This window comes from Nocardia sp. NPDC059236, from assembly GCF_042754085.1.
Lineage (GTDB): Bacteria > Actinomycetota > Actinomycetes > Mycobacteriales > Mycobacteriaceae > Nocardia.
In genome coordinates, this window is sequence record NZ_JBHZAF010000006.1 from 293934 (window position 1) to 315140 (window position 21207).

12 protein-coding genes, 1 tRNA gene and 2 pseudogenes are annotated in these 21207 nt (G+C 67.4%); 10 read left to right on the top strand and 5 right to left on the bottom strand.

All coding sequences use genetic code 11. The features are described 5' to 3' along the window. Positions 1–15: 15 nt before the first annotated feature. On the bottom strand, positions 16–798 hold the full coding sequence (locus ACFXIV_RS18415; protein WP_379421296.1) for a Zn-ribbon domain-containing OB-fold protein: 783 nt from the start codon (positions 796–798) through the stop codon (positions 16–18). A gap of 670 nt (positions 799–1468) precedes the next feature. Here ACFXIV_RS18415 and ACFXIV_RS18420 point away from each other — a divergent pair. The 4 genes and pseudogenes from ACFXIV_RS18420 to ACFXIV_RS18435 all read left to right on the top strand — a co-directional run. Next, positions 1469–1609, top strand: a pseudogene (locus tag ACFXIV_RS18420) (hypothetical protein); the annotation flags it as partial. A 22-nt stretch (positions 1610–1631) separates the two neighbouring features. Beyond that, a complete protein-coding gene (locus ACFXIV_RS18425) occupies positions 1632–1820 on the top strand; it encodes a hypothetical protein (protein WP_379400983.1) in 189 nt (62 codons plus the stop codon). Positions 1821–2609: 789 nt separating this feature from the next. Beyond that, the gene (locus ACFXIV_RS18430) at positions 2610–3503 is read left to right on the top strand and encodes a 1,4-dihydroxy-2-naphthoyl-CoA synthase (RefSeq protein ID WP_379400825.1); all 894 of its coding nucleotides are present in this window, start codon (positions 2610–2612) and stop codon (positions 3501–3503) included. Positions 3504–3612: 109 nt separating this feature from the next. Next, positions 3613–4428: an alpha/beta fold hydrolase gene (locus tag ACFXIV_RS18435; protein ID WP_379400976.1), complete on the top strand. Its 816-nt coding sequence runs from the start codon at positions 3613–3615 to the stop codon at positions 4426–4428. On the opposite strand, the gene ACFXIV_RS18440 is transcribed toward ACFXIV_RS18435, so the two are convergent. After that, positions 4397–5236 (bottom strand): helix-turn-helix domain-containing protein, encoded by an 840-nt coding sequence (locus tag ACFXIV_RS18440; RefSeq protein WP_379400826.1) that lies wholly within the window; start codon positions 5234–5236, stop codon positions 4397–4399. The genes ACFXIV_RS18435 and ACFXIV_RS18440 overlap by 32 nt on opposite strands. A 378-nt stretch (positions 5237–5614) precedes the next feature. Between ACFXIV_RS18440 and ACFXIV_RS18445 the strand changes: the two genes are divergently transcribed. Further along, the gene (locus ACFXIV_RS18445; RefSeq protein ID WP_379400827.1) at positions 5615–6220 is read left to right on the top strand and encodes a DUF6907 domain-containing protein; all 606 of its coding nucleotides are present in this window, start codon (positions 5615–5617) and stop codon (positions 6218–6220) included. A gap of 182 nt (positions 6221–6402) precedes the next feature. On the opposite strand, the gene ACFXIV_RS18450 is transcribed toward ACFXIV_RS18445, so the two are convergent. Further along, a tRNA-Leu gene (locus tag ACFXIV_RS18450) sits at positions 6403–6484 on the bottom strand. A gap of 388 nt (positions 6485–6872) precedes the next feature. On the opposite strand from ACFXIV_RS18450, the gene ACFXIV_RS18455 reads away from it, so the two are divergent. Next, a complete protein-coding gene (locus tag ACFXIV_RS18455) occupies positions 6873–16217 on the top strand; it encodes a fatty acid synthase subunit beta domain-containing protein (RefSeq protein ID WP_379400828.1) in 9345 nt (3114 codons plus the stop codon). A gap of 233 nt (positions 16218–16450) precedes the next feature. After that, positions 16451–16873, top strand: a complete 423-nt coding sequence (locus ACFXIV_RS18460) for a holo-ACP synthase (RefSeq protein ID WP_379400829.1) — start codon at positions 16451–16453, stop codon at positions 16871–16873. A gap of 20 nt (positions 16874–16893) precedes the next feature. On the opposite strand, the gene ACFXIV_RS18465 is transcribed toward ACFXIV_RS18460, so the two are convergent. Next, positions 16894–17532 (bottom strand): TetR/AcrR family transcriptional regulator, encoded by a 639-nt coding sequence (locus tag ACFXIV_RS18465; RefSeq protein ID WP_230329926.1) that lies wholly within the window; start codon positions 17530–17532, stop codon positions 16894–16896. Positions 17533–17823: 291 nt separating this feature from the next. On the opposite strand from ACFXIV_RS18465, the gene ACFXIV_RS18470 reads away from it, so the two are divergent. Beyond that, entirely contained in the window at positions 17824–19143 is a 1320-nt protein-coding gene (locus ACFXIV_RS18470) for a hypothetical protein (RefSeq protein ID WP_379400830.1), read from the top strand. 61 nt (positions 19144–19204) lie between these two features. Here the strand turns inward: ACFXIV_RS18470 and ACFXIV_RS18475 are convergent. Beyond that, positions 19205–19267: pseudogene (locus ACFXIV_RS18475) on the bottom strand (peroxiredoxin); the annotation flags it as partial. A 5-nt stretch (positions 19268–19272) separates the two neighbouring features. Here ACFXIV_RS18475 and ACFXIV_RS18480 point away from each other — a divergent pair. Continuing rightward, the gene (locus tag ACFXIV_RS18480) at positions 19273–20871 is read left to right on the top strand and encodes a recombinase family protein (RefSeq protein WP_379400832.1); all 1599 of its coding nucleotides are present in this window, start codon (positions 19273–19275) and stop codon (positions 20869–20871) included. Beyond that, positions 20868–21131, top strand: coding sequence for a hypothetical protein (locus ACFXIV_RS18485; RefSeq protein WP_379400833.1), 264 nt, complete (start codon positions 20868–20870; stop codon positions 21129–21131). The genes ACFXIV_RS18480 and ACFXIV_RS18485 overlap by 4 nt, the downstream gene beginning before the upstream one ends. Positions 21132–21207: the final 76 nt, after the last annotated feature.

Genomic DNA, 21207 nt, shown 5'->3' on the forward strand with positions numbered 1-21207 from the left:
ATCGAAACTTTCGTGTTAGCCGGGGACGTAAGCGGTCGAGGAGTCGGGGTAGGCGCGCCACGCCCATGACAGCGAGTCGAGCAGGTTGCGTTTGAGCGTGCGCGCGTCGCGGGTGTCGCTGGGGCGTTGGGTGAGGGCCTCGCGGATCATCTGCACGAACCGCCAGCGGGTGACGCCGAAGGCGACGAGCAGTTCGCCGGCGCTGGCGCCGCCGGAGGGGGCCCGTCGGATCGCGAACTCGACCACGGATCTCGCGGCCGTGTCGAGTGATTTGTGGGCCGCCAGGAAATCGCAGTGCGTCATCGACGAACGAACCCATCCCGGGTCGCCGGTGGTGTGTGCCGCCGGGGATGTCACCGACTGCGGGCTCCTGGGATCGTTCGCGGGCGCGCGGTCGGGCGGGGTGCTGGCGTTCGGGGTCTGTGGATCGGTGGTGTCGATGGCGAAGACCGGGAACCGGTCCTCGGGCGGGTCGGGTTCGTATCGGACACGGATCGGCTGGTCCGAGGGTGGTGGGAGTTCACCGTAGATCGTGGAGTAGATCCAGGGGCCGTCGTCTAGTTCGACGATGGCGACCGTGGACTGCTCCCACGTTCCGGCGTTCGAGGGGTGGTGTGCCACCTTCCACGACACGATCGACCCGGTGCCCGAGGAGGGTACCCAGTCCAGGGTCGTGGCTCGGCACGATGAGCAGGCGTTGGTCATTGGCGCGACCAACGTTGCACAGTCGGTGCAACGCCGGATCATCAGGGTCGTGCCGCCGTGGTGTCGTGGGTTCTCCGGTTTGTGGTCGAACATCGGAATCCTCGCCAGTTCTTGCCTGCGCTGTCACTGACGAGCCTGCGTCACGCAGGGCCCTACCCGCGACGGCAGAACTACCCACGACATACCTATTTTTGCCACCCCCGCCCAGTAGAGGCGCTGGTCGGCAAGGGCCGGGAGGCGCAAATCCGTCCGACACGACGCAGCGTATCTGCAGGATAGGAGCCGCAGGCATCCACCTGCTGGACGGGCCCGCTGCATGCATGGCTGGCTCGGCTGGACGGCATGCGGTTCAGCGCCTGAGCGCAGACAGTGCCGCGGGAACCTCGCGGATAGTGAATTTCACGTAGGCCGCGGTGTCCATCGCTCGAATGCGGGCAGGGGCCCACAGGTGTCGCAGCTCGGCCCAGTCGGGCGCGGTGGTGGACGGGCCGCCTCGCTGCGGCGGGTTTGTCAGGCCGTCCAGGACGAGGGTCCAGCTCGCGCAGGCGTAGTTCGATCATGTGCTCGGCGCTGGTCGGCAGGCGGGTACTGAGATGGTTGAGCAAGGCCGTTCGCAGAAAGGCGGTGGAGGCTGTCCAGGGTCGCAGTTGTCGGCCATGACGGACCCGGCGCGGCGGACGACCTCCGACCGCAATGGCGAGGCGATCCTGCGCACGGGGCGTGAGCTGGCCGTCGTCACCGGCGAGCACGGCTCGGGCGTGGAATGAGAAAGACCCCGGTCACCCTCGAGCTCGGCGGCAAGAATACGGTCGTCATCGAAAATCCGGTCGTCATCGATCCGGCCGCCGACCATCGCAGCGCGGCGCGGCGCGTGGTCGCGGCGTGCCTGGTGAACTCGGGTCAGGTCTGCCCGTGCCCGGGACTACGTGTTCGTCCACGAGTCGCGGGTGGCCGGGTTCGTCGCCGACGTGTTCGGCGAGTGGTGGCGGATACTGCCGACGATCACACGCGACCCCGAATACGCGTCGATCATCAATGACAAGAATTTCGAATGCATTTCGGGGTTGGTCGACGAGGCATTCGCCGCGGGGACACAGAGCGATGCCGCCGGGTGAAGGGGGGAATTTGACCCGGCGACATCGACATCATCGGCAGCCGACAGCGTTCGAGCTGCAACTGGCCACCATCTCGTGGGTCGACACCGCTTGGGGGTATGCAGGTCGGCCCAGGCCGAACCCTACGGGTGCCCCACGCGTTGTGCAAATTAGCCAACATGATTGAAATCTGCTGGCCCACAACGTGGCACAACACATGCTCGATGCGGCGTCAGCAGCGATCGAGCCAGCGCCGCGGTACAGCATTGAAATCGTCGAGCGCCCGTCGAGAGCGACGAAGCTGTGCACGTTCGAAACCAGAGGCCGCCAGTCACAAGATCACATACCACACGGTTCGTAAGTGTCGCCTCCATGTCCGCCTGTGATTGAGTGTTGGAGTGGGAGACGAACTTTCAGCCTTCGGCAGTCGTCGCGACGCTGGCGCGAGTCGTAAGCGCCCCGTGAGCCTAGGCGGCCGCATTGACAATCTCGGCACCTATCGATTCTTATGCCCTACGGTTGGTTGCCGGTGGTTTCGCGATGAGAACACCACCCAGAGCAATCCGCATTGGCGGGAGCTGGTCGAGGCCGCGATCGACGACCACCTCGCTGCTAAGCATCCTCATTGGATCCATCCGGAATACAACTAGATCGAGATCGAACGCGTTGATGTGCAGACCCGTCGTATGCCGAGCAACGTGACCCGTACCAGGCGAGAAGTGGTGTATTGCACAGCATTTCGGCTCGCCATTGCCAGAGGGACATGGGTCGTGGATCTCGCGAAATGTGAACTTGGCTAGGGTGGGCGCGGTGACCTTCAATCCAGATTTGTGGAATGTCGTCCCGGGATTCGAGAACCTCACCGACATCACGTACCACCGGCACATCGAGCAGGGCACGGTCCGGATCGCCTTCGATCGCCCCGAGGTACGCAATGCCTTCCGGCCGCACACCGTCGACGAGCTGTACCGCGCGCTCGATCACGCCCGGATGAGCCCCGACGTCGGCGCGGTCCTGCTCACCGGGAACGGCCCCAGCCCCAAGGACGGCGGCTGGGCCTTCTGTTCCGGCGGCGACCAGCGCATCCGCGGGCGCAGCGGCTACCAGTACGCCTCCGGCGACACCGCCGACACCGTGGATGCGGCGCGTGCGGGGCGGCTGCACATCCTCGAGGTGCAGCGGCTCATCCGCTTCATGCCCAAGGTGGTCATCGCGCTGGTCAACGGGTGGGCGGCCGGCGGCGGGCACAGCCTGCACGTCACCTGCGACCTGACCCTGGCCTCGCGCGAGCACGCGCGGTTCAAACAGACCGACGCCGATGTGGGCAGCTTCGATGCCGGGTACGGCAGCGCCTACCTGGCGAAGATGGTGGGCCAGAAGTTCGCTCGCGAGATCTTCTTCCTGGGGCGGCCCTACACCGCGGCGGAGATGCATCAGATGGGTGCGGTCAACGCGGTCGTGGACCACGAGCAGCTCGAGGACGTCGCGCTGGAATGGACCGCCGATATCCTCGGCAAGTCGCCGCAGGCGATTCGAATGCTGAAGTACGCCTTCAATCTCACCGACGACGGACTGGTCGGCCAGCAACTGTTCGCCGGTGAAGCGACCCGCCTGGCCTACATGACCGACGAAGCGGTCGAGGGCCGCGACGCCTTCCTCGAGAAGCGCGAACCGGACTGGAAGCCATACCCCTGGTACTTCTGAGTTGACCTGCGCTATTACGGATTTCGCCATGCTGTCCGGTCGGACCCACCTCTGGACAGAGTGTGCTCGGGCCGCGACAGTAGGCAGAAAGCAGGGTTACGCTACGCCAATGCCGTACGTCAGTACCGATGGGGCTCGCATCTTCTACACCGACTCTGGTGATCACCGAAGCTCCGTCGTTGTGTTGAGCCATGGGTTCTTCATGGACCTGTCGATGTTCGCACCGCAGGTGGAGTATCTGGAAGCGAAGGGTTTTCGGGTGCTGTGCTGGGATGCCCGGGGGCACGGTGGCACTGCTACAGAGCCGCATCGGTCTTTCAGCTATTGGGATTCGGCGCGCGACCTGCTGGCCGTGATGGACGCGGCCGGCGTGGACCGCGCGGTCCTGGGGGGGATGTCACAGGGCGGTTATACGGCTCTACGAGCCGCGCTGCTCGCACCGGAGCGTGTGGAGGCGCTGATCCTGCTCGATACGGAGGCCGGTGACTCGCCCGACGAGCAGAAGGCCGAGTATCGCGAGCTGTTCGACGCCTGGACGAATCCTGAAGTGCCACTGGCAATGCTGGCAGACGGTTTGGCGCCACAGCTGATCGGCGGCACGGCTGCCGATCAGGCGCCGTGGCGGGCCAAATGGGCGGCCAGTGACCGTTCAGCGATCACTCAGGCGGCCGCCTGCTTGACCGAACGGGAGTCTCTCCTCGACCGGCTGGGCGAGATCACCTGTCCCGCAATGGTTCTACGCGGCGAATTCGACGCCTCGAGCACCGCCGACAAGTCCGGTGCATTGGCTGCCGGACTGGCCGGGTCCGGTCCCGTGATGACGGTTCCCGGCGCCGGCCACGCAGCCAATTGGACGGCCCCGGATCCGGTCAACGATGCGATCGGCGGATTTCTCAGTCGGTTAGCAAACTCGACGGCCCGCTGAACGGCTGGCGCATGCCGATGAACCACTGAAACGGTGCATCGACGCTGGGCACATCGGTAATCCGGACGCGCACGCTGTAGGGCTCGCTGGTAGCCGGGTCACGCAGGTGCATCAAGGGCTGGTGGCGTTCGAAGTCGACGTGCTCGGCCAGATACATCGCCCGGAAGGCCGCGCATGAGCTGAGCCTGCCGAGCAGATCCAGAGCCCACTGTGGATTCTGGTACCTGCCCATGTGCCATCTGAACCAGTTCACGGTCAGCCGGGCTTCGTCCTCCCATTCGATCATTACCCGGTGCGACTCGGGGACCAGGAAGAACCAGACCAGAATGTTCTCCACTTCCGATAGCCGTGGATACGCGCGGTCGTAGGCTTGGTTGGTCCACAACACATTCCATCGCTCGTCGATATACCCCGACAGATGTGGGATCAGGCCGTCGGCGGCAGCGCGTAGATCGTCGGAGATCAGTTCACGCATCTCGGCGACCGGCATCGGTGTGTGGGTACGCGGGCCCGGAGTCTTGGGTGCAGCGAGATTGTGCATATGCTGCCGTTCGGCGGGCGTCAGCTGCAGTGCGCGGGCGATCGCGTCCACCACCTCGGGACTTGGTGAGGTCTTCTCGCGCTGCTCGATCTGAGCTATATAACTGGCGCTGACGTCACAGAGACTGGCCAGTGCCGGACGGCTGAAGCCGCGGGGATGGTTCGGGTGCCTCGGAGTCGTGCGGTGGGTCCGGACAAAGTCAGCGAGGTTGGGGGCCAGCAACTGGTCAATCTCGGTTTCCCCCCGTGCAGAGTAGCCAGCGTTCACGGCGAGCAGGATACTCTCCGGGAAGCGATACAGCCCGAATGAGTTTGAGCCCATGCACACCGGAAACCCAAGTGGGAGCGTGGGTCCCGCCTATTTCGAATCGACCACTGGCCAGAGGTACCTCTGGCCAGCGTGCGCCCGGCGTCTTTACCAGCGCAATCCGGCCATGTTCTTATTTCCCTCGCACCGGCTCCTCGGACACCAACCCCAGAGTCGGTGAGTAGTTGCATTCGGCTCCGCGTATATCGGAAGCCCCCTGAATGGTGCGGAGCCCCACAGTTTCCCCGCCTCGCAGGAGGAGGACGGGGACCCCGATGCGAGGGCTGCGCGAAGGGGGCGCAGCCCTCGCAGAAGGGCGTGCACAGGGATTGGTAAGAGATGTCCACGGTTTTGCCGTGTCCGGCGTGGTGCGTAGAGCACGACGACCCGGATCCGTTCGCACCGGGCGAAGGCTGTCACCATTGTGGCCGGGAGCGGCCAGTGCTGGTTGAGATACCGGCGCGGTCCGGGCTTCCAGAGTTGTTCGTGCAGTTGAACGCTCACGACTGTCATGGGCTGCGATACAGCTGGATCGATTTGATTGCGCCGAGCCGCGTTCATTCCGAAATGACCGCCGCACAGGCACGGCAGCTCGCCGAAGCCCTCGTAGCCGCCGGGGATTTATGGGATTCCCGAATTCTGGCCGATGGCCTGCTGCAGGCCCATCCCTGCCCTCCGTGGTGTAGACAGCACGACGAGGCGATGGATCCGAAGGCCGAACAGTGGCACAGCAGTCGGCCGTGGACGGTGCCGGTGATAGGACCGCAACTGTCCGGTAGCAGAGTCCGAGTGCGGTTGTGTGCCACAGACACCCGTTTCGATCGCCGACTGGCTGTGGGCCTGACGGTGCGCGAAGGCGAAACAACGGAGCTTACCGGCCCTGAGGCCCGCCGCATCGCGGCAGCGCTGCTGAATGCCGCCGATGACCTCGACAGCACCCTTTAGCTCGGATCTTCATCGGTCCGACATCTGCGACCCTGGCCTGGGCGGGCGGCGCGGTAGGTGAAATATGGCAAGCGCGCCAAAAGTCTTGCAGGGGTTCAGCGATAGCCACTGGTTAGCCTTCCGGTGTGTGAGGGCACTCGAACACCGGGCTCGTCATACGTGGCACGGATGCCACGCTTCTGTGCGCGAGGCGGGACTTGAACCCGCACGTCCTAGGACACCAGAACCTAAATCTGGCGCGTATGCCAATTTCGCCACTCGCGCTAACGGTACGACCGTCCAAACTTTACCGGGTCTAACGGGGATCGCGAAGCACCGGGAGGGTGTGCCGTACTGGTCGGTAACCTCACCAGGGATTATAACGATTTGATAAACCTCAATGTGAGGGAGCCTCACATTTCCTACACGAACGTAACCGAGCCAACCAGCGGCTTCAAACATGAGGGAGGGTCATGTTTCGGGCCATTCTGGTACGGACGTACGGAAAAACTCCCCAGTAAGTACCCGGTTGGTGACCAAACATGAGGAGATCCTCATGATTTTGTGCCATCCTCGGCTTCTACCAGGGCCTGCGGGCCGGAGGGATACCTGCGCACCGTGAGCGCGGCCCAGTCCTTGGAGGCTGGCCGCCAGGAGAAGGAAGTCGAACGTCTTGACGATCAACGAGAGCACCGGAACCGGATCGAAGGCCAGGGCGGCGGGGAAGTCACGGGAGAGTGGTGTCAGGTCGTCACTGCTGGACCGGTTGCTGGGGGGCGCGCCGTACGCTCTCGCATTCGGCGGGCAGGGCGCGCAGTGGCTTACCGAGCTCGAGGAGATCGGGCGGGATTCCGCCCTGGAGCCCGAGCTGACGGCGCTGGTCAACGAGGCCGCCACCACGCTGGAACCGATCGCGGCACAGCTGCTCGTGGTCCGGCCGGTCGGTTTCGACCCCATCGCATGGATGCTGGAAGAAGAGATCGCCGACCCGGAGCAGGGGGAGGTGTCGGGAGCGCCGTCAGCGCAGGTGTTGCGCTCCGCCGCCGTCTCGATGCCGGGTGTGTTCCTGACCCAGGTCGCCGCGCTGCGCGCGCTGCGCCTGCAGGGCCTCGACATCGTCGCGCACGCGCCCGCCGCCGTCATCGGCCACTCGCAGGGCCGCATCGCAGCCGCCGCCGCCGAGGCGCACGGGCAGCGTGACGCCGAACTGCTGGCCATCGCCCAGATGATCGGCGCCGCGGCCGGCCTGGTCGCCCGCCGCCGCGGTCTGCTGCCGGTAGGGGAGAAGTCCCCCATGGTCGCCGTCTCCAATGTCGACCCCGAGGTCCTGGAAGCCGTTGTCGCCGAGGTCATGGCCGGTGTCGCGCCGGAGAAGGCCGCCGTGCTGTCCATCCGCAACGGCCGCCGCCGCGCCGTGCTGAGCGGCCCGGTCGGCCAGCTCGACCGCGTGCGCCAGCGCGCCGCCGAGATCAATACCGAGCAGGCCGGCGAGCGCGACGCCAAGAAGCGCGGCGGCGCGGTCTTCGCCCCCGTCTTCGAGGACATCCCGGTCGAGGTCGCCTTCCACCACCCGGCGCTGGCCGAGACCGTCGACCTGGTCGAGGGCTGGGCCCAGCAGTGTGGCCTGGACACCGAGCTGGCCGCGCGCCTCGCCCGGGAAGTGCTCGTCGACCCGATCGACTGGGTCGGCACGGTCGACGACACCGTCTCCCGTGGCGCGCAGTGGATCCTGGACCTCGGTCCCGGCGACCTGCTGACCCGCCTCACCGCCGGCTCGCTCAAGGGCACCGGCGTCGGCGTGCTCGCCGCCTCCACCCGCCCGGGCCAGCGCAGCCTGTTCACCCCCGGCGCGGCCCCCGAGGTCGCCGCGGCCTGGAGCGAATTCGCGCCCAAGCCGATCCGCCTGCCCAACGGCCGCATCGTGGTCGAGACCGCGTTCACCCGCCTCACCGGCCGCTCGCCCATCCTGCTGGCGGGCATGACCCCCACCACCGTCGACGCGAAAATCGTTGCGGCCGCGGCCAATGCGGGCCACTGGGCCGAGCTGGCCGGTGGCGGTCAGGTCACCGAGCAGATCTTCGCCGACCGGGTCGAGGAGCTGAAGCAGCTGCTGCAGCCCGGCCGCGCGGTGCAGTTCAACTCGCTGTTCCTGGACCCGTACCTGTGGAAGCTGCAGCTGGGCGGCAAGCGCCTGGTGCAGCGTGCCCGCAGCGCCGGCGCCCCGCTGGACGGCGTCATCGTCACCGCCGGCATCCCGGAACTCGAAGAGGCCGTTGCCCTCGTCGAGGAGCTGTCCGAGGTCGGCATCACCCACGTGGCCTTCAAGCCCGGCACCGTGGCCCAGATCCGCGCCGTGCTGCGGATCGCCGACGCCGTGCCGTCGTACCCGGTGATCATGCACATCGAGGGCGGCCGCGCCGGTGGCCACCACTCCTGGGAAGACCTCGACGACCTGCTGCTCGCGACCTACGCCGAACTGCGTAGCCGCGAGAACGTGATCGTCTGCGTCGGCGGCGGCATCGGCACCCCCGAGCGCGCCACCGAATACCTCACCGGCGAATGGTCGCAGCAGCACGGCTACCCGGCCATGCCGCTGGACGGCGTGCTGGTCGGCACCGCCGCCATGGCCACCCTCGAGGCCACCACCGCCCCCGAGGTGAAGCAGCTGCTGGTCGACACCCCCGGCACCCCCGACTGGGTCGGCGCGGGCACCGCTGTCGGCGGCATGGCTTCCGGCCGTAGCCAATTGGGCGCGGATATCCACGAGATCGACAATGCCGCCTCCCGCACCGGCCGCCTGCTGGACGAGGTCGCCGGTGACGCCGAGGCCGTGGCCGCCCGCCGCGCCGAGATCATCACGGCCCTCGACGCCACCGCCAAGCCGTACTTCGGCGACGTCGCCACCATGACCTACCTGGAGTGGCTGGAGCGCTACGTCGAGCTGGCCGTCGGCCTGGACCGCCGCAAGGACTTCGACTGCGGCGCCGACTTCTCCGACGCCATCGTCGACGCCACCCGCTCGGTGTGGCTGGACATCACCTGGCGCGACCGGTTCGCGGAGATGGTGCGCCGCACCGAATCCCGCCTCAACCCGGCCGACCGCGGTGAAATCGCAACCCTTTTCGCCGACGACTCCGCCTTCGAGACCCCGGTCCAGGCCATCTGCACCCTGAAGGAGCAGTACCCGGCCGCCGCCGGCACCGCACTGCACCCGGCCGACGTCCCGTTCTTCGTCGCGCTGTGCAAGACCCCCGGCAAGCCGGTCAACTTCGTCCCGGTCGTCGACCAGGACGTGCGCCGCTGGTGGCGCTCGGATTCCCTGTGGCAGGCCCACGATCCGCGCTACACCGCCGACCAGGTCTGCATCATCCCCGGCACCGTCGCCGTCGCGGGCATCACCCGCGTCGACGAGCCGGTCGGTGAGCTGCTGGACCGCTTCGAGCAGAACACCGCCTACTCCCTGGTGCGCTCGGGCGTCGTCCCGGCCGCCGTGGACGGCCGCCGCCGCGCCGAGGTCGCCAACGGCCTGCTCGACATCGTGCTCGCCGCCCCCGACGTGCAGTGGGCCGGCCGCACCACCGTCAACCCCATCCACCGCCTGGGCGACCTGGATGAGTGGGAGATGAACGGCAAGGGCGCCAAGCACCCGCGCACCGGCTCCACCCTGTCCGCCACCGAGGGCCCCGAATCCGATTCCGCCTACGTGGAATTGACCGTCCCGCTGCTGGGCAAGGATGCCGTCCGCATTCGCATCACCGTCCCGGCCTCCGTGTACAACGGTGGCGCGCCGGTCATCACGGACACCGACGCCGAGGCCGCCATGTCGGCGCTGCTGGCCGTCGCCGCCGGCCAGTCCCTGCCCGAGGTCAAGGCCGTCGACGGCACCCAGGTGGCGCACGTCAACCTGGCCTGGAGCCCGGACCTGATCGCCGACCACGCCGGTGTCACCGGTGCGGGCCTGCCCGACAACCTGAGCACCATCGGCCGTACCGCCCCCGACGTGCTCGTCGGCGCCTGCTGGCCCGCCGTTTTCGCGGTCCTGGGCGCCACCCGCACCGCGGACGCGCAGAGCGTCATCGAGGGCATGCTGGACCTGGTCCACCTGGACCACCAGATCGAGCTGCTGGGCGAGCTGCCCGCCGAGCACGCCGTGCTCGCCGTCCGCGCCGAATCTGCCGAGGTGCTCGACACCGACCTGGGCCGCGTGGTCGAGGTCAAGGTCACTGTCGGCGTCATGCGCGACCACGGACTGGAGACCCCGGCCGTCGCGAAACTGGTGGAGCGCTTCGCCATTCGCGGCCGCACCGGCCGGGCCGAGCTGGCCGACCCGCCGCGCGCCGCGGGCTCGCTGTCCGAGGACGCCTCCGACACCCCGCGTCGCCGCCGGCGCGACGTGGCCCTGGTCGCGCCGCGCGCCATGGGCGCCTTCGCGCAGGTCTCGGGCGACTTCAACCCGATCCACACCTCCGACAACGCCGCGAAGCTGGCCGGTCTGGGCAACCCGATCGTGCACGGCATGTGGCTGTCGGCCGCCGCGCAGCACGCCGTCTCGGCCATCGATCTGAGCGACAAGGTGCCGCCGCGCACCATCACCGCCTGGACCACCCGCTTCCTGGGCATGGTCCGGCTCGGCGCCAAGATCGATGTCCGCGTGGAACGTGTTGCGGTGGACCGGGGTTCGGAGATCGTCGAGGTCTCCTGCCGCATCGACGGCAACCTGGTGATGACCGCCACCGGCCGCATCGCGCCGCCGAAGACGGTCTACGCCTTCCCGGGACAGGGCATTCAGGCCAAGGGGATGGGTCTGGAAGCCCGGACGCGGTCCAAGGCCGCCAAGGACATCTGGGATCGCGCCGACAAGCACACCCGCGAGGCCCTGGGCTTCTCGATTCTGGCTGTGGTGCGCGACAACCCGACCTACCTCAAGGCGCGCGGCGTCGAGTACCGCCACCCGCAGGGCGTGCTGCACCTGACCCAGTTCACCCAGGTGGCCATGGCCACGCTCGGTGTCGCGCAGGTCGCGGAGCTGCGCGAGTCCGGTGCCTTCATCGAGGGCGCCATGCTCGCCGGGCACTCGGTCGGTGAGTACAACGCCCTCGCCGCCGCCGCGGGCGTGCTGCCGCTGAACGCGGTCCTCGAGGTGGTGTTCCAGCGCGGCTCGGCCATGCACGAGCTGGTGCCCCGGGATGCCCAGGGCCGCAGCAACTACCGCATGGCGGCCATCCGGCCCTCGCAGATCGGCATTGCCGACGACCAGGTCATCGGCTGGGTGAAGGACCTCGGCGAGCAGGCCGGGGAATTCCTCGAGGTCGTCAACCTGAACCTGCGCGGCGCGCAGTACGCCATCGCGGGCACCGTGAAGGGCATGGAGGCGCTCGAGACCGAGATCGAGCGGCTGCGCGCCGAGACCGGCGGCAAGCGGGCGTTCGTGCTCATCCCGGGTATCGACGTGCCGTTCCACTCCACCGTGTTGCGCGCCGGTGTGCCGGAATTCCGCGGCAAGCTGCTGGAGCTGCTGCCGCAGGACCTGGACCCGAGCCTGCTCATCGGCCGCTACATCCCGAACCTGGTGCCGCGCGTGTTCAACCTGGAGCGCGAATATGTCCAGGAGATCGCCGATCTGGTGCCGTCCGAGCCTCTCGCGGAGGTGCTGGCGAACTGGGACGAGTGGTCCGCCAAGCAGGTCGAGCTGTGCCGCGTGGTTCTGGTCGAGCTGCTGGCCTGGCAGTTCGCCAGCCCGGTCCGCTGGATCGAGACCCAGGACCTGCTGTTCACCGATGTCGAGCACGGTGGCGTCGGCGTCGAGCGGTTCGTCGAAATCGGTTTGGCCGCAACGCCGACCGTCGCGAACCTGGCGTCCAACACGCTGAAGCTGCCGCAGTTCGGCAGCGCCGTGGTCGAGGTGCTGAACATCGAGCGCGAGCGCGGCGTCGTCTACTCGACCGACACCGACCCCGCGCCGGTGGAGGAGCCCGAGGAGACCCCCGCCACTGAGACATCGAAGGACGCCGCCTCTGCCGCACCGGCTCCCGCGGCTGCCGCCGCCCCGGCCCCGGTGGCCGTGCCGACCGGTGGCCCCACCCCGGACGACATCGCGTTCTCCGCCGCCGACGCCACCCGCGTGCTCATCGCGCTGTGGACCAAGCTGCGCATGGACCAGATCGGCCCGGTGGACACCATCGAGGGCCTGTGCGACGGCGTGTCCTCGCGCCGCAACCAGCTGCTCGTCGACCTCGGCGCGGAGCTCTCGCTCGGTGCCATCGACGGTGCCGCCGACGCCGACATGGGCGCGCTGTCCAACACCGTGGACCGCCTGGCCCGCACCTACAAGCCGTTCGGTTCGGTGCTCTCCGACGCCATCGGCGACCATCTGCGCAAGGTCTTCGGCCCCTCCGGCAAGCGGCCCGCCGCCATCGGCGACCGCGTCAAGAAGGTCTGGGGTCTGGGCGACGGCTGGGCCAGCCACGTCACCGCCGAGGTTTCGCTCGGCACCCGTGAGGGCCAGTCGGTCCGCGGTGGCGACCTGGGCGGCCTGGTCTCCGGCGGCCTCTCCGATGGCGCGTCCGTGGACTCCGCCATCGACGCCGCCGTGCAGGCCGTGGCCCTGCGCCGCGGAGTCGCGGTCTCCATGCCGTCCGCCGGTGGTGGCGGCGGCGCGACCGTCGACGCGGCTGCGCTGGGCGAGTTCACCGAGCAGATCACCGGCCGCGACGGCGTGCTGGCGCAGGCCGCCCGGGTGATCCTGGAGTCCCTGGGCCACGCCGAGCAGGCGTCCGCGCCGGAGGCCACCACCGACACCCTGGTGGATCTGGTCTCGGCCGAACTGGGTTCGGACTGGCCGCGACTGGTCGCGCCTGCCTTCGACGCCCGCAAGGCCGTGCTCATCGACGACCGGTGGGCCAGCGCCCGTGAGGATCTCGCCCGCCTGTGGTTCGGCAACGACGGCTCGCTGCCGGCCGAACCGGTGGTGGACGGCTACGTCGGCGCCGGTGAAGCCGTTGCCGCGCAGGCCACCTGGTGGCGCAACCGGGCAATGAAGGAGGCCCGCTCGGTGCTGGCCGGTGTCTACGGCGCGATCGCCGAGGCCGCCCTCAGCAGCGCGGATCCCGGCGTCTGGTCCTCCGACATCGCCGTGATCACCGGTGCCAGTAAGGGTTCCATCGCGGCGGCGGCCACCGGCCGGCTGCTCGCGGGTGGCGCCACGGTCCTGGTGACCACCTCCAAGCTGGACGACGAGCGCCTGGGCTTCTACAAGCAGCTCTACCGCGAGAACGCCCGCAAGGGTGCCGCCCTGTGGGTGGTCCCGGCGAACATGGCCTCCTACACCGATATCGACGCGCTCATCGACTGGGTCGGCAACGAGCAGGTCGACAATGCCGGTGGCGCCAAGGTTCTCGTCAAGGAGGCGATGACCCCCACCCTGCTGCTGCCCTTCGCCGCGCCCCGCGTGGCCGGTGACCTCTCCGACGCCGGCGCTCGCGCCGAAATGGAGATGCGGGTGCTGCTGTGGTCGGTGGAGCGCCTCATCGGCGGTCTGTCCAAGCTGGGCGCCGACCACGACGTGGACGCGAAACTGCATGTGGTGCTGCCGGGTTCGCCCAACCGCGGCATGTTCGGCGGGGACGGCGCCTACGGTGAGTCCAAGGCCGCCCTGGACGCCATCGTCGCCAAGTGGCGCGCGGAGAAGTCCTGGTCGGAGCGGGTCACCCTGGTGCACGCGCTGATCGGCTGGGTGCGCGGCACCGGCCTCATGGGCGGCAACGACCCGCTGGTCACGGCCGTCGAGAAGGCGGGCGTGCACACCTGGTCCACGCTGCAGATGGCCGACGAACTGCTCAAGTGGTGCAGCTCGCGGGCCCGCGTGGTGACCGCGGCCGGACCGCAGCAGATCGACCTGACCGGCGGTCTCGCCGGAGCCAAGCTGGATCTGCCGGAGCTGGCCCGTGAAGCCCGCGAGCAGGCCGAGGCTGCCGCCGACGAGTCGGAAGACAGTGACGGCGTGACCATCTCGGCCCTGCCCGCCCCGCCGACCCTGTCCTCCAAGCTGCCCACCCCCGAATGGGGTTCGGTCACAGCCGATCTCGACGACATGGTCGTCATCGTCGGCGCCGGCGAGCTCGGCCCCTACGGTTCGGCGCGCACCCGCTTCGAGATCGAGGTCTCCGACCAGCTCTCCGCCGCGGGCGTGCTGGAGCTGGCCTGGACCACCGGCCTGGTCACCTGGGAGAACGACCCCAAGCCCGGCTGGTACGACACCGAATCCGGTGAGTACGTCGAGGAATCCGAGCTGGCCGACCGCTACCACGACACCGTGGTGGAGCGTTGCGGCGTGCGCCGCTACGGCGACGACGGCGCCATGATCGACAATGCCGCCCCGCTGCTCACCTCGGTGTTCCTGGACAAGGACCTCACCTTCGTGGTCAACAGCGAGGCCGAGGCGCGGGCCTTCTTCGCCGCCAACCCGGAGCAGACGGTCGTCACCCCGGTCGCGGGCACGGACGACTGGCAGGTGACCCGCAAGGCGGGCACCGAGATTCGCGTGCCGCGCAAGGCCAAGCTGTCGCGCACCGTCGGCGGTCAGATCCCGACCGGCTGGGACCCCACCAAGTGGGGCATCTCCGCCGATATGGCCGGCTCCATCGACCGGGTGGCGCTGTGGAACATCGTCTGCACCGTGGACGCCTTCCTGGGCTCGGGCTTCAGCCCGGTGGAACTCATGAGCTGGGTGCACCCGGCCATGGTCGCCAACACCCAGGGCACCGGCATGGGCGGGATGTCGTCCATGCGCTCGCTCTACATCGACAACCTGCTCGGTGAGCCACGGGCCAACGACATCCTGCAGGAGGCGCTGCCCAACGTCGCTCTGGCGCACGTGGTTCAGAGCTACGTCGGCTCCTACGGCGGCATGATCCACCCGGTCGCGGCCTGCGCGACCGCGGCGGTCTCCGTCGAGGAGGGCGTGGACAAGATCCGGCTCGGCAAGGCCGATCTGGTGGTCGCGGGCGGCTACGACGACCTCGGCATCGAGGGCATCGTGGGCTTCGGCGACATGTCCGCCACCGCCGACTCGGCCGTCATGTCCGCCAAGGGCATCAGCGACCGGTACTTCTCCCGCGCCAACGACCGCCGCCGCGGCGGCTTCGTCGAATCGCAGGGTGGCGGAACGGTATTGCTGGCCCGCGGTTCCGTGGCGCTGGAGATGGGCCTGCCGGTGCTGGGCGTCGTCGCCTACGCGCAGTCCTTCGCCGACGGCGTGCACACCTCGATTCCGGCTCCGGGCCTGGGCGCCCTGGGCGCGGGTCGCGGTGGCCCGGAGTCCAAGCTGGCCAAGGAACTCGCCAAGCTCGGCGTCACCCCGGACGAGATCGCGGTGATCTCCAAGCACGACACCTCCACCGCGGCAAACGATCCCAACGAGTCCGAGCTGCACGAGCGTCTGGCCACCGCCATCGGCCGCTCGGAAGGCGCTCCGCTGTTCGTGATTTCGCAGAAGACCCTCACCGGTCACGCGAAGGGCGGCGCGGCGGCGTTCCAGATGATCGGCCTGTGCCAGGTGCTCGAGCAGGGCGTCATCCCGCCCAACCGCAGCCTCGACTGCGTGGACGAGAAGATGGCCCAGTACCCGCACCTGGTGTGGCTGCGCGAGCCGCTCGCGGTGGGAGATCGCTTCCCGCTCAAGGCCGGTCTGGTCACCTCGCTCGGCTTCGGGCACGTGTCCGGCCTGCTGGCCATCGTGCACCCGCAGGCGTTCGTCGAGGCCATCGCCGACGCCGAGCAGCGGGAGGCGTACCAGCGCAAGGCCGAGGAGCGGCAGCTGGCCGGCCGTCAGCGCTTCGCCGAGGCCATGTGCGGCGGCGCCCCGCTGTACGAGCGGCCCGCCGACCGCCGCCTCGGCGGCGACGGCACCCCGGCCAAGCAGTCCCGGCAGCTGGAAGCCGACATGCTGCTGTCGCAGCAGGCCCGGCTCGGCGCCGACGCCGTCTACGTGGCGGTGCCGAAGGGACCGGCCTGCCAGTAGGCCACAGAGACCGGCCTGTCGGTAAGTAGCCCCCGGCAGGTCTGACACAGCGGGCTCGCGCCGGCGCTCCTCGGAGTGGCGGCGCGAGCCCGCTGTTCCACGTCCGCGAGCGGACCAAATGGCACTGCGACGACTGGGACATGTGTTCGTAGGGAGCCTACGGTGCCGTAGGTCCGCTGGTATGTTCGCAGCCAATTCGACTGCACGCACAAGGAATCTAGGAGTCCCGCACTGTGACGATCCTGGGTATCGGCCTGGACTTGGTCACCATCTCCGAGTTCGCCGAACAACTGGAACGCACCGGAACCACCATGCTCCGGGAGAGTTTCACCGCTGGGGAACGGCGCTACTGCGAAAGCAAGGGCACCGACCCGGCCCGGAGTTACGCCATCCGGTGGGCCGCCAAGGAGGCGGTCATCAAGGCGTGGGCGACCTCTCGCTTCGCCCGCAGCCCGCAGATCGGGGACAACCCGTACCCGTTGATCGAGGTCGTGAACGACGCCTGGGGACGGCCCAGCATCAAATTGCACGGGCTGGCAGCGGAATTCCTGCCCCGGGTGCGAGTTCACCTGTCGCTCACCCACGATGGCGACACCGCCGCCGCCATGGTGGTGCTGGAGGATCCGGGCGAACTGGCCGATCTGATGCGCGACTGATCCGCAGGGGAGGGTCGCGGTTACTCCGGATCGAAGGTGGTGCGCTGCCCGCCGGAGCGCGATTCCTTTTCCGCGATCAGCAGATACGCCACCATGAGGCGCTTGAGCTCGGCGACGGCGTCCTCATGGCTGAGCCCGTCCTGCACCGAGAAGTTCAGCATCGAGTACACGACGTGCACCAGCACCTGCGCCATCATGGAGCGGCGGCCGCGTGGGGTGCGCGGCATGAGCGGACGCAGCATCTGCGAAACCGCTTCGGCGAACTCCTTTTCGTGGATCGCGCCGGTCGCGCGCGTGGATGGGGTGGACTGCATGGCCAGCCACACCTCGCGCCGCGACGGGTCGGTCATCCACAGATCGGCCAGGTGATCGACCAGCTGCGTCATGTGCCGCAGCCAGTCCATGGACGGGATCTCGCCGTGGAAATCGGCCAGTTCCTGCGAAACCGCTACCAGGTCTTGGCGATTCAGCTCGCAGACGATGACGTACTTGTTTGCGAAGAACTGGTAGAGGGTGCCGATCGGCACTTCGGCGCGGGCCGCGACCTCTTCGCAGGTGAACGATTCGAAGCCGACCTCGACGAGTAATTCCCGGGATGCCTGCAGCAGGGCGTCGAACTTGCGTTTTGATCGTTCCTGCGTCGGGCGGCGACGGGGCATCAGCTCCTGTGGATCGTCCTGCAGCTCCAACGCAGGGTCCGGTCGTCGCGTCGACCCGGTTCCCGTGCGTGCTTCCACGATGAACAGCCTACGGGTAGCGACACGCGCATGACACGCTGCGGTACTTCGTGTGTCATCGCATCCCACCCATCCACGCCGCGTTCGGCTCCGAAGACCCATCGCAGCTGCCTCCCAGCTGCGGATCTCTGCCGGCGCATATCGACTGTCCGTTGCCAGTACGTCGACGTTGGAAGGCTGATTGTGGTTGCTTCTACCCCTGTTCGTTCCGCGGTGACCATCGGCGTCGCCACCGAGCGCGGCACGGTGCGCGCGGTGGCCCTCACCGAAGACGGCGACAAGGTGTCCGAGCGTGTGGTGCTCGAGCGTGTCGAACCGATCACCGGAGATACGAAGGCCGACTTGGCGGTCGCGGTGGAAGTGGCGCTGGAGGACATCGCCGACCGGATCGGTACGGGCCGTGAGATTCTCGGCGCGGCGGTCGCCTACCGGGATGCCGCCGAGCGCCGCGCGATCGTCACCAAGCTGGCCGCCGGCTCCTGGCGCGACGCCTCCCTGGTGTCGGCCAAGGCCGCGCATCTCGCGATGGCGCGCGCCATGACCTGGGTGGATGAATTCGAGGATCTCGCCATCTGCGAGGTGGTGCCCGGCTTCCAGGCCTTCTCGCTCATCTCGCCCGAGCGCAGCCGGGTGCTCGCCGCGGTGACGCTCACCGGCGGCGCGGCCACCGAGGAGGCCATGCGCACAGCCGTCACCGCCGCCTGGGACCAGTTCGACGCGGCGGGTGTGAAGCCGGACGCGGTAGTGCTGATCGGTTCGGCCGCAACCGAACCCGCGGTGGTGGCCGCCCTGGAGTCGGGCTTCGGCGCACCGGTCATCCCGTGCTCGGTGGCGGCGGCCGCACCGGCCATCGGCGCGGCCCTGGCCGCCCTGCCCGAGGCCGAGTTCGCGGGCGAGGCCGCCGACCGCATCCGCCGCGCCCGCGGTACCGCGGCCCTGTTCGCGGCGGCCAGCGTGCTGGCGGGCGGTCTGGTGGCGGGCGGGATCTATACCTCGGGCAGTGATTCCAAGAAGGTTCCGGCCCCGATGCTCATCGATTCCCGGGTCTCCGCCGACCCGCGCAACGGTGCCGAGCATCCGGCCGGCGAGGCACCGGCGCCCGCCGGAACCGACATCGGATCCGGCGGTCCCTTCGTCGACGGGCTGCCGGTCGGCCCGGTCGATCCGACGGATGGGGTTACGCCGAACAACTACGGTCAGCCCGCGTACGGTCAGCCCACACCCGAACTGCAGCCCAGCGATATGGTGACCATCGATCCGGCCACGCTCAACTGGGGTCCGCGCAGCGACGACCCGCGGACCGGCGGAAAACCCAGGCCGCTGATCAAGGCCCGCCCGGAGCCGGAGGTCGCCTCGAATTCGGGGTCGATCATCCCGGCCCCGACCCACGCGGTCGGCGCACCCACCGAATCCGGGCTGTTCCCGGGCGAACTCGCGCCCCCGCCGTTGGACACGACCGAGTTCTCTTCCTGGTGGGACAACCACTGGCGCATGATGCTCCAGTGGGCCGCACAGGCGTTGCCGAAGGTGTAGCGGCTTCGCTTTCCCGAGAAATCCCGGCCCGAATCAGGGCCGGGATTCCGGGTTTTCGCGGTCAGACCGACAGGTCGCGGCGCAGCTTGGCGACGTGCCCGGTGGCCTTCACGTTGTACTGTGCTTCTCATGGAACAACAAAGGCTCAGAGCGATAGTCGGGGCTCGGGTATCGAAGATGCAAGGCCCCGAGAAGGTTTCCCACCTCGCCCAGAGGGAAGAGGGTGTCCGCTGGTCCGAGTCTAGGGGCTACACGGTGGTTGACACCTTCGAAGACCTAGGGGTCTCCGCAGGCAAGACCACGCCGTTCGAACGGCCCGACCTGGGACAGTGGCTCAGCGCGGGGCGGTTGCACGAGTGGGACGTGATCGTGTTCTCGAAGATCGACCGGGCGTTTCGGTCGACTCGTGACTGTGTGGACTTCGCGAAGTTCATCGAATCCCACCACAAGATCCTGGCGTTCTCCGGAGACGGGATCGTTCTGAACTACCGAGATGGTGGGTCGAACTCGTTTGAGTCACAGATGGCAGAGTTCTTCATCTACATCGGATCGTTCTTCGCTCAGATCGAACTGAACCGCTTCAAGTCTCGGGCACAAGACCGGATGAGTCAGCTACAGATGACCGACCGGGTGTCACACGGGGTAGCTCCGTTCGGGTTCCGGTCGGTACCTCACCCGTCCGGCAAAGGCAAAGGGCTTGAGCGTGATCCGGAGGCGTTCGCCGTGCTCCACGAGATGAAACGCTTGTTGGTGGATGAACAGTGGTCGCTTACAGCGTTGGTCGAGTGGCTGAACAACGAAGGGGTTCAGACCTCGGTTGCCCGTGCCCGCGGTGCGGGTTCGTGGTCGGTGATGACCGTGCGGCGGGTGCTTGGTTCGCAACGGACGCAAGGGCTCAAGATGACCCGCAAGGGTGGCACAGAGAATCCCGTGTTGGACGCTGAGGGCTCCGTTATCCGAATGGCAGAGCCCACGTTCAGCGAAGACGAGTGGCAACAGATCCAGAACGCGTTGGCCATGCGGACCATGCTCGGCAAGTCTCGGCAGATGACAGACAATCCTTTGGCTGGTCTCGGCAAGTGTCTCGAATGCGGGTACGCGCTGTCTCAACACCGCCGGACCGTCAAGAAGAAAGACGGTACCGAGAACGTTCACGTGTACATCCGGTGCGGGCAAAAGTGCCGTGGTTCGGTGAAGCTCTCCGAGATCAACCGGCGGATCGATGAGATTATCGAGGATTACTCGGACCTCGAAGTGACCCGAGAGGTCTTCGTTCCGGGTGCGGATCGTACGAGAGAGCTAGAGACTGCCGAGAAATCGCTTACGCGGTTGCGTTGGGAATCGGACAACAATCTGGTCGACAACGAAGACGCTTGGAAGAGTCGTATGTCTTCGTTGTCGGCGAAGGTCAGAGAGTTGAAGTCTGAGCCGATTGTCCCTGCACGGTGGGAAACCGTAGGCACCGGAAAGACATACGGTGAACTGTGGAATGACCCGGAGACCGACCGGCGCAAAGTGCTCAGAGAAGCCGGGTTTATTGTCGGGTTGCACGGTTACAGCGTTCGGATTCGTATTCCGGATTCGTGGCCTCAAGATTTGGATACACCATCTCCGATAAATTTCCCCTGCGCTCAGTGCGGACAGATTGTGGAGTGGTTCAAAGACCTGGATCACGGACTTTGCGCCACGTGCCGTGACTCGAACAAGAATGATGAGGATAACCAATGACCACGATGATCGAACCGACCGTCACCAACACTGTTGCCTACAGCCCGGCAATGTTCTTGGCTGAGATCCAGGAGATTGATGGGGTTCGCCACTTCATCGAATACCGGAGTATCCGGGTGATACCCGGCAGAGGTGATCACAGGTCGGTGGTCGAGTTCTTGGAAGAGAACCCGCATACGCTTGTGTACGAGGCTGGATACGATGACGAAAGAATGGCGGGCTACAAGGGTGTAGCCCGGTTGTACCGACTCGAAGACTGACCAAACAAGTAAACCCCCGACCGGGGATGCACCTAACATCCCCGGTCAAGGGCACTCAACAGAATACACCATGGGA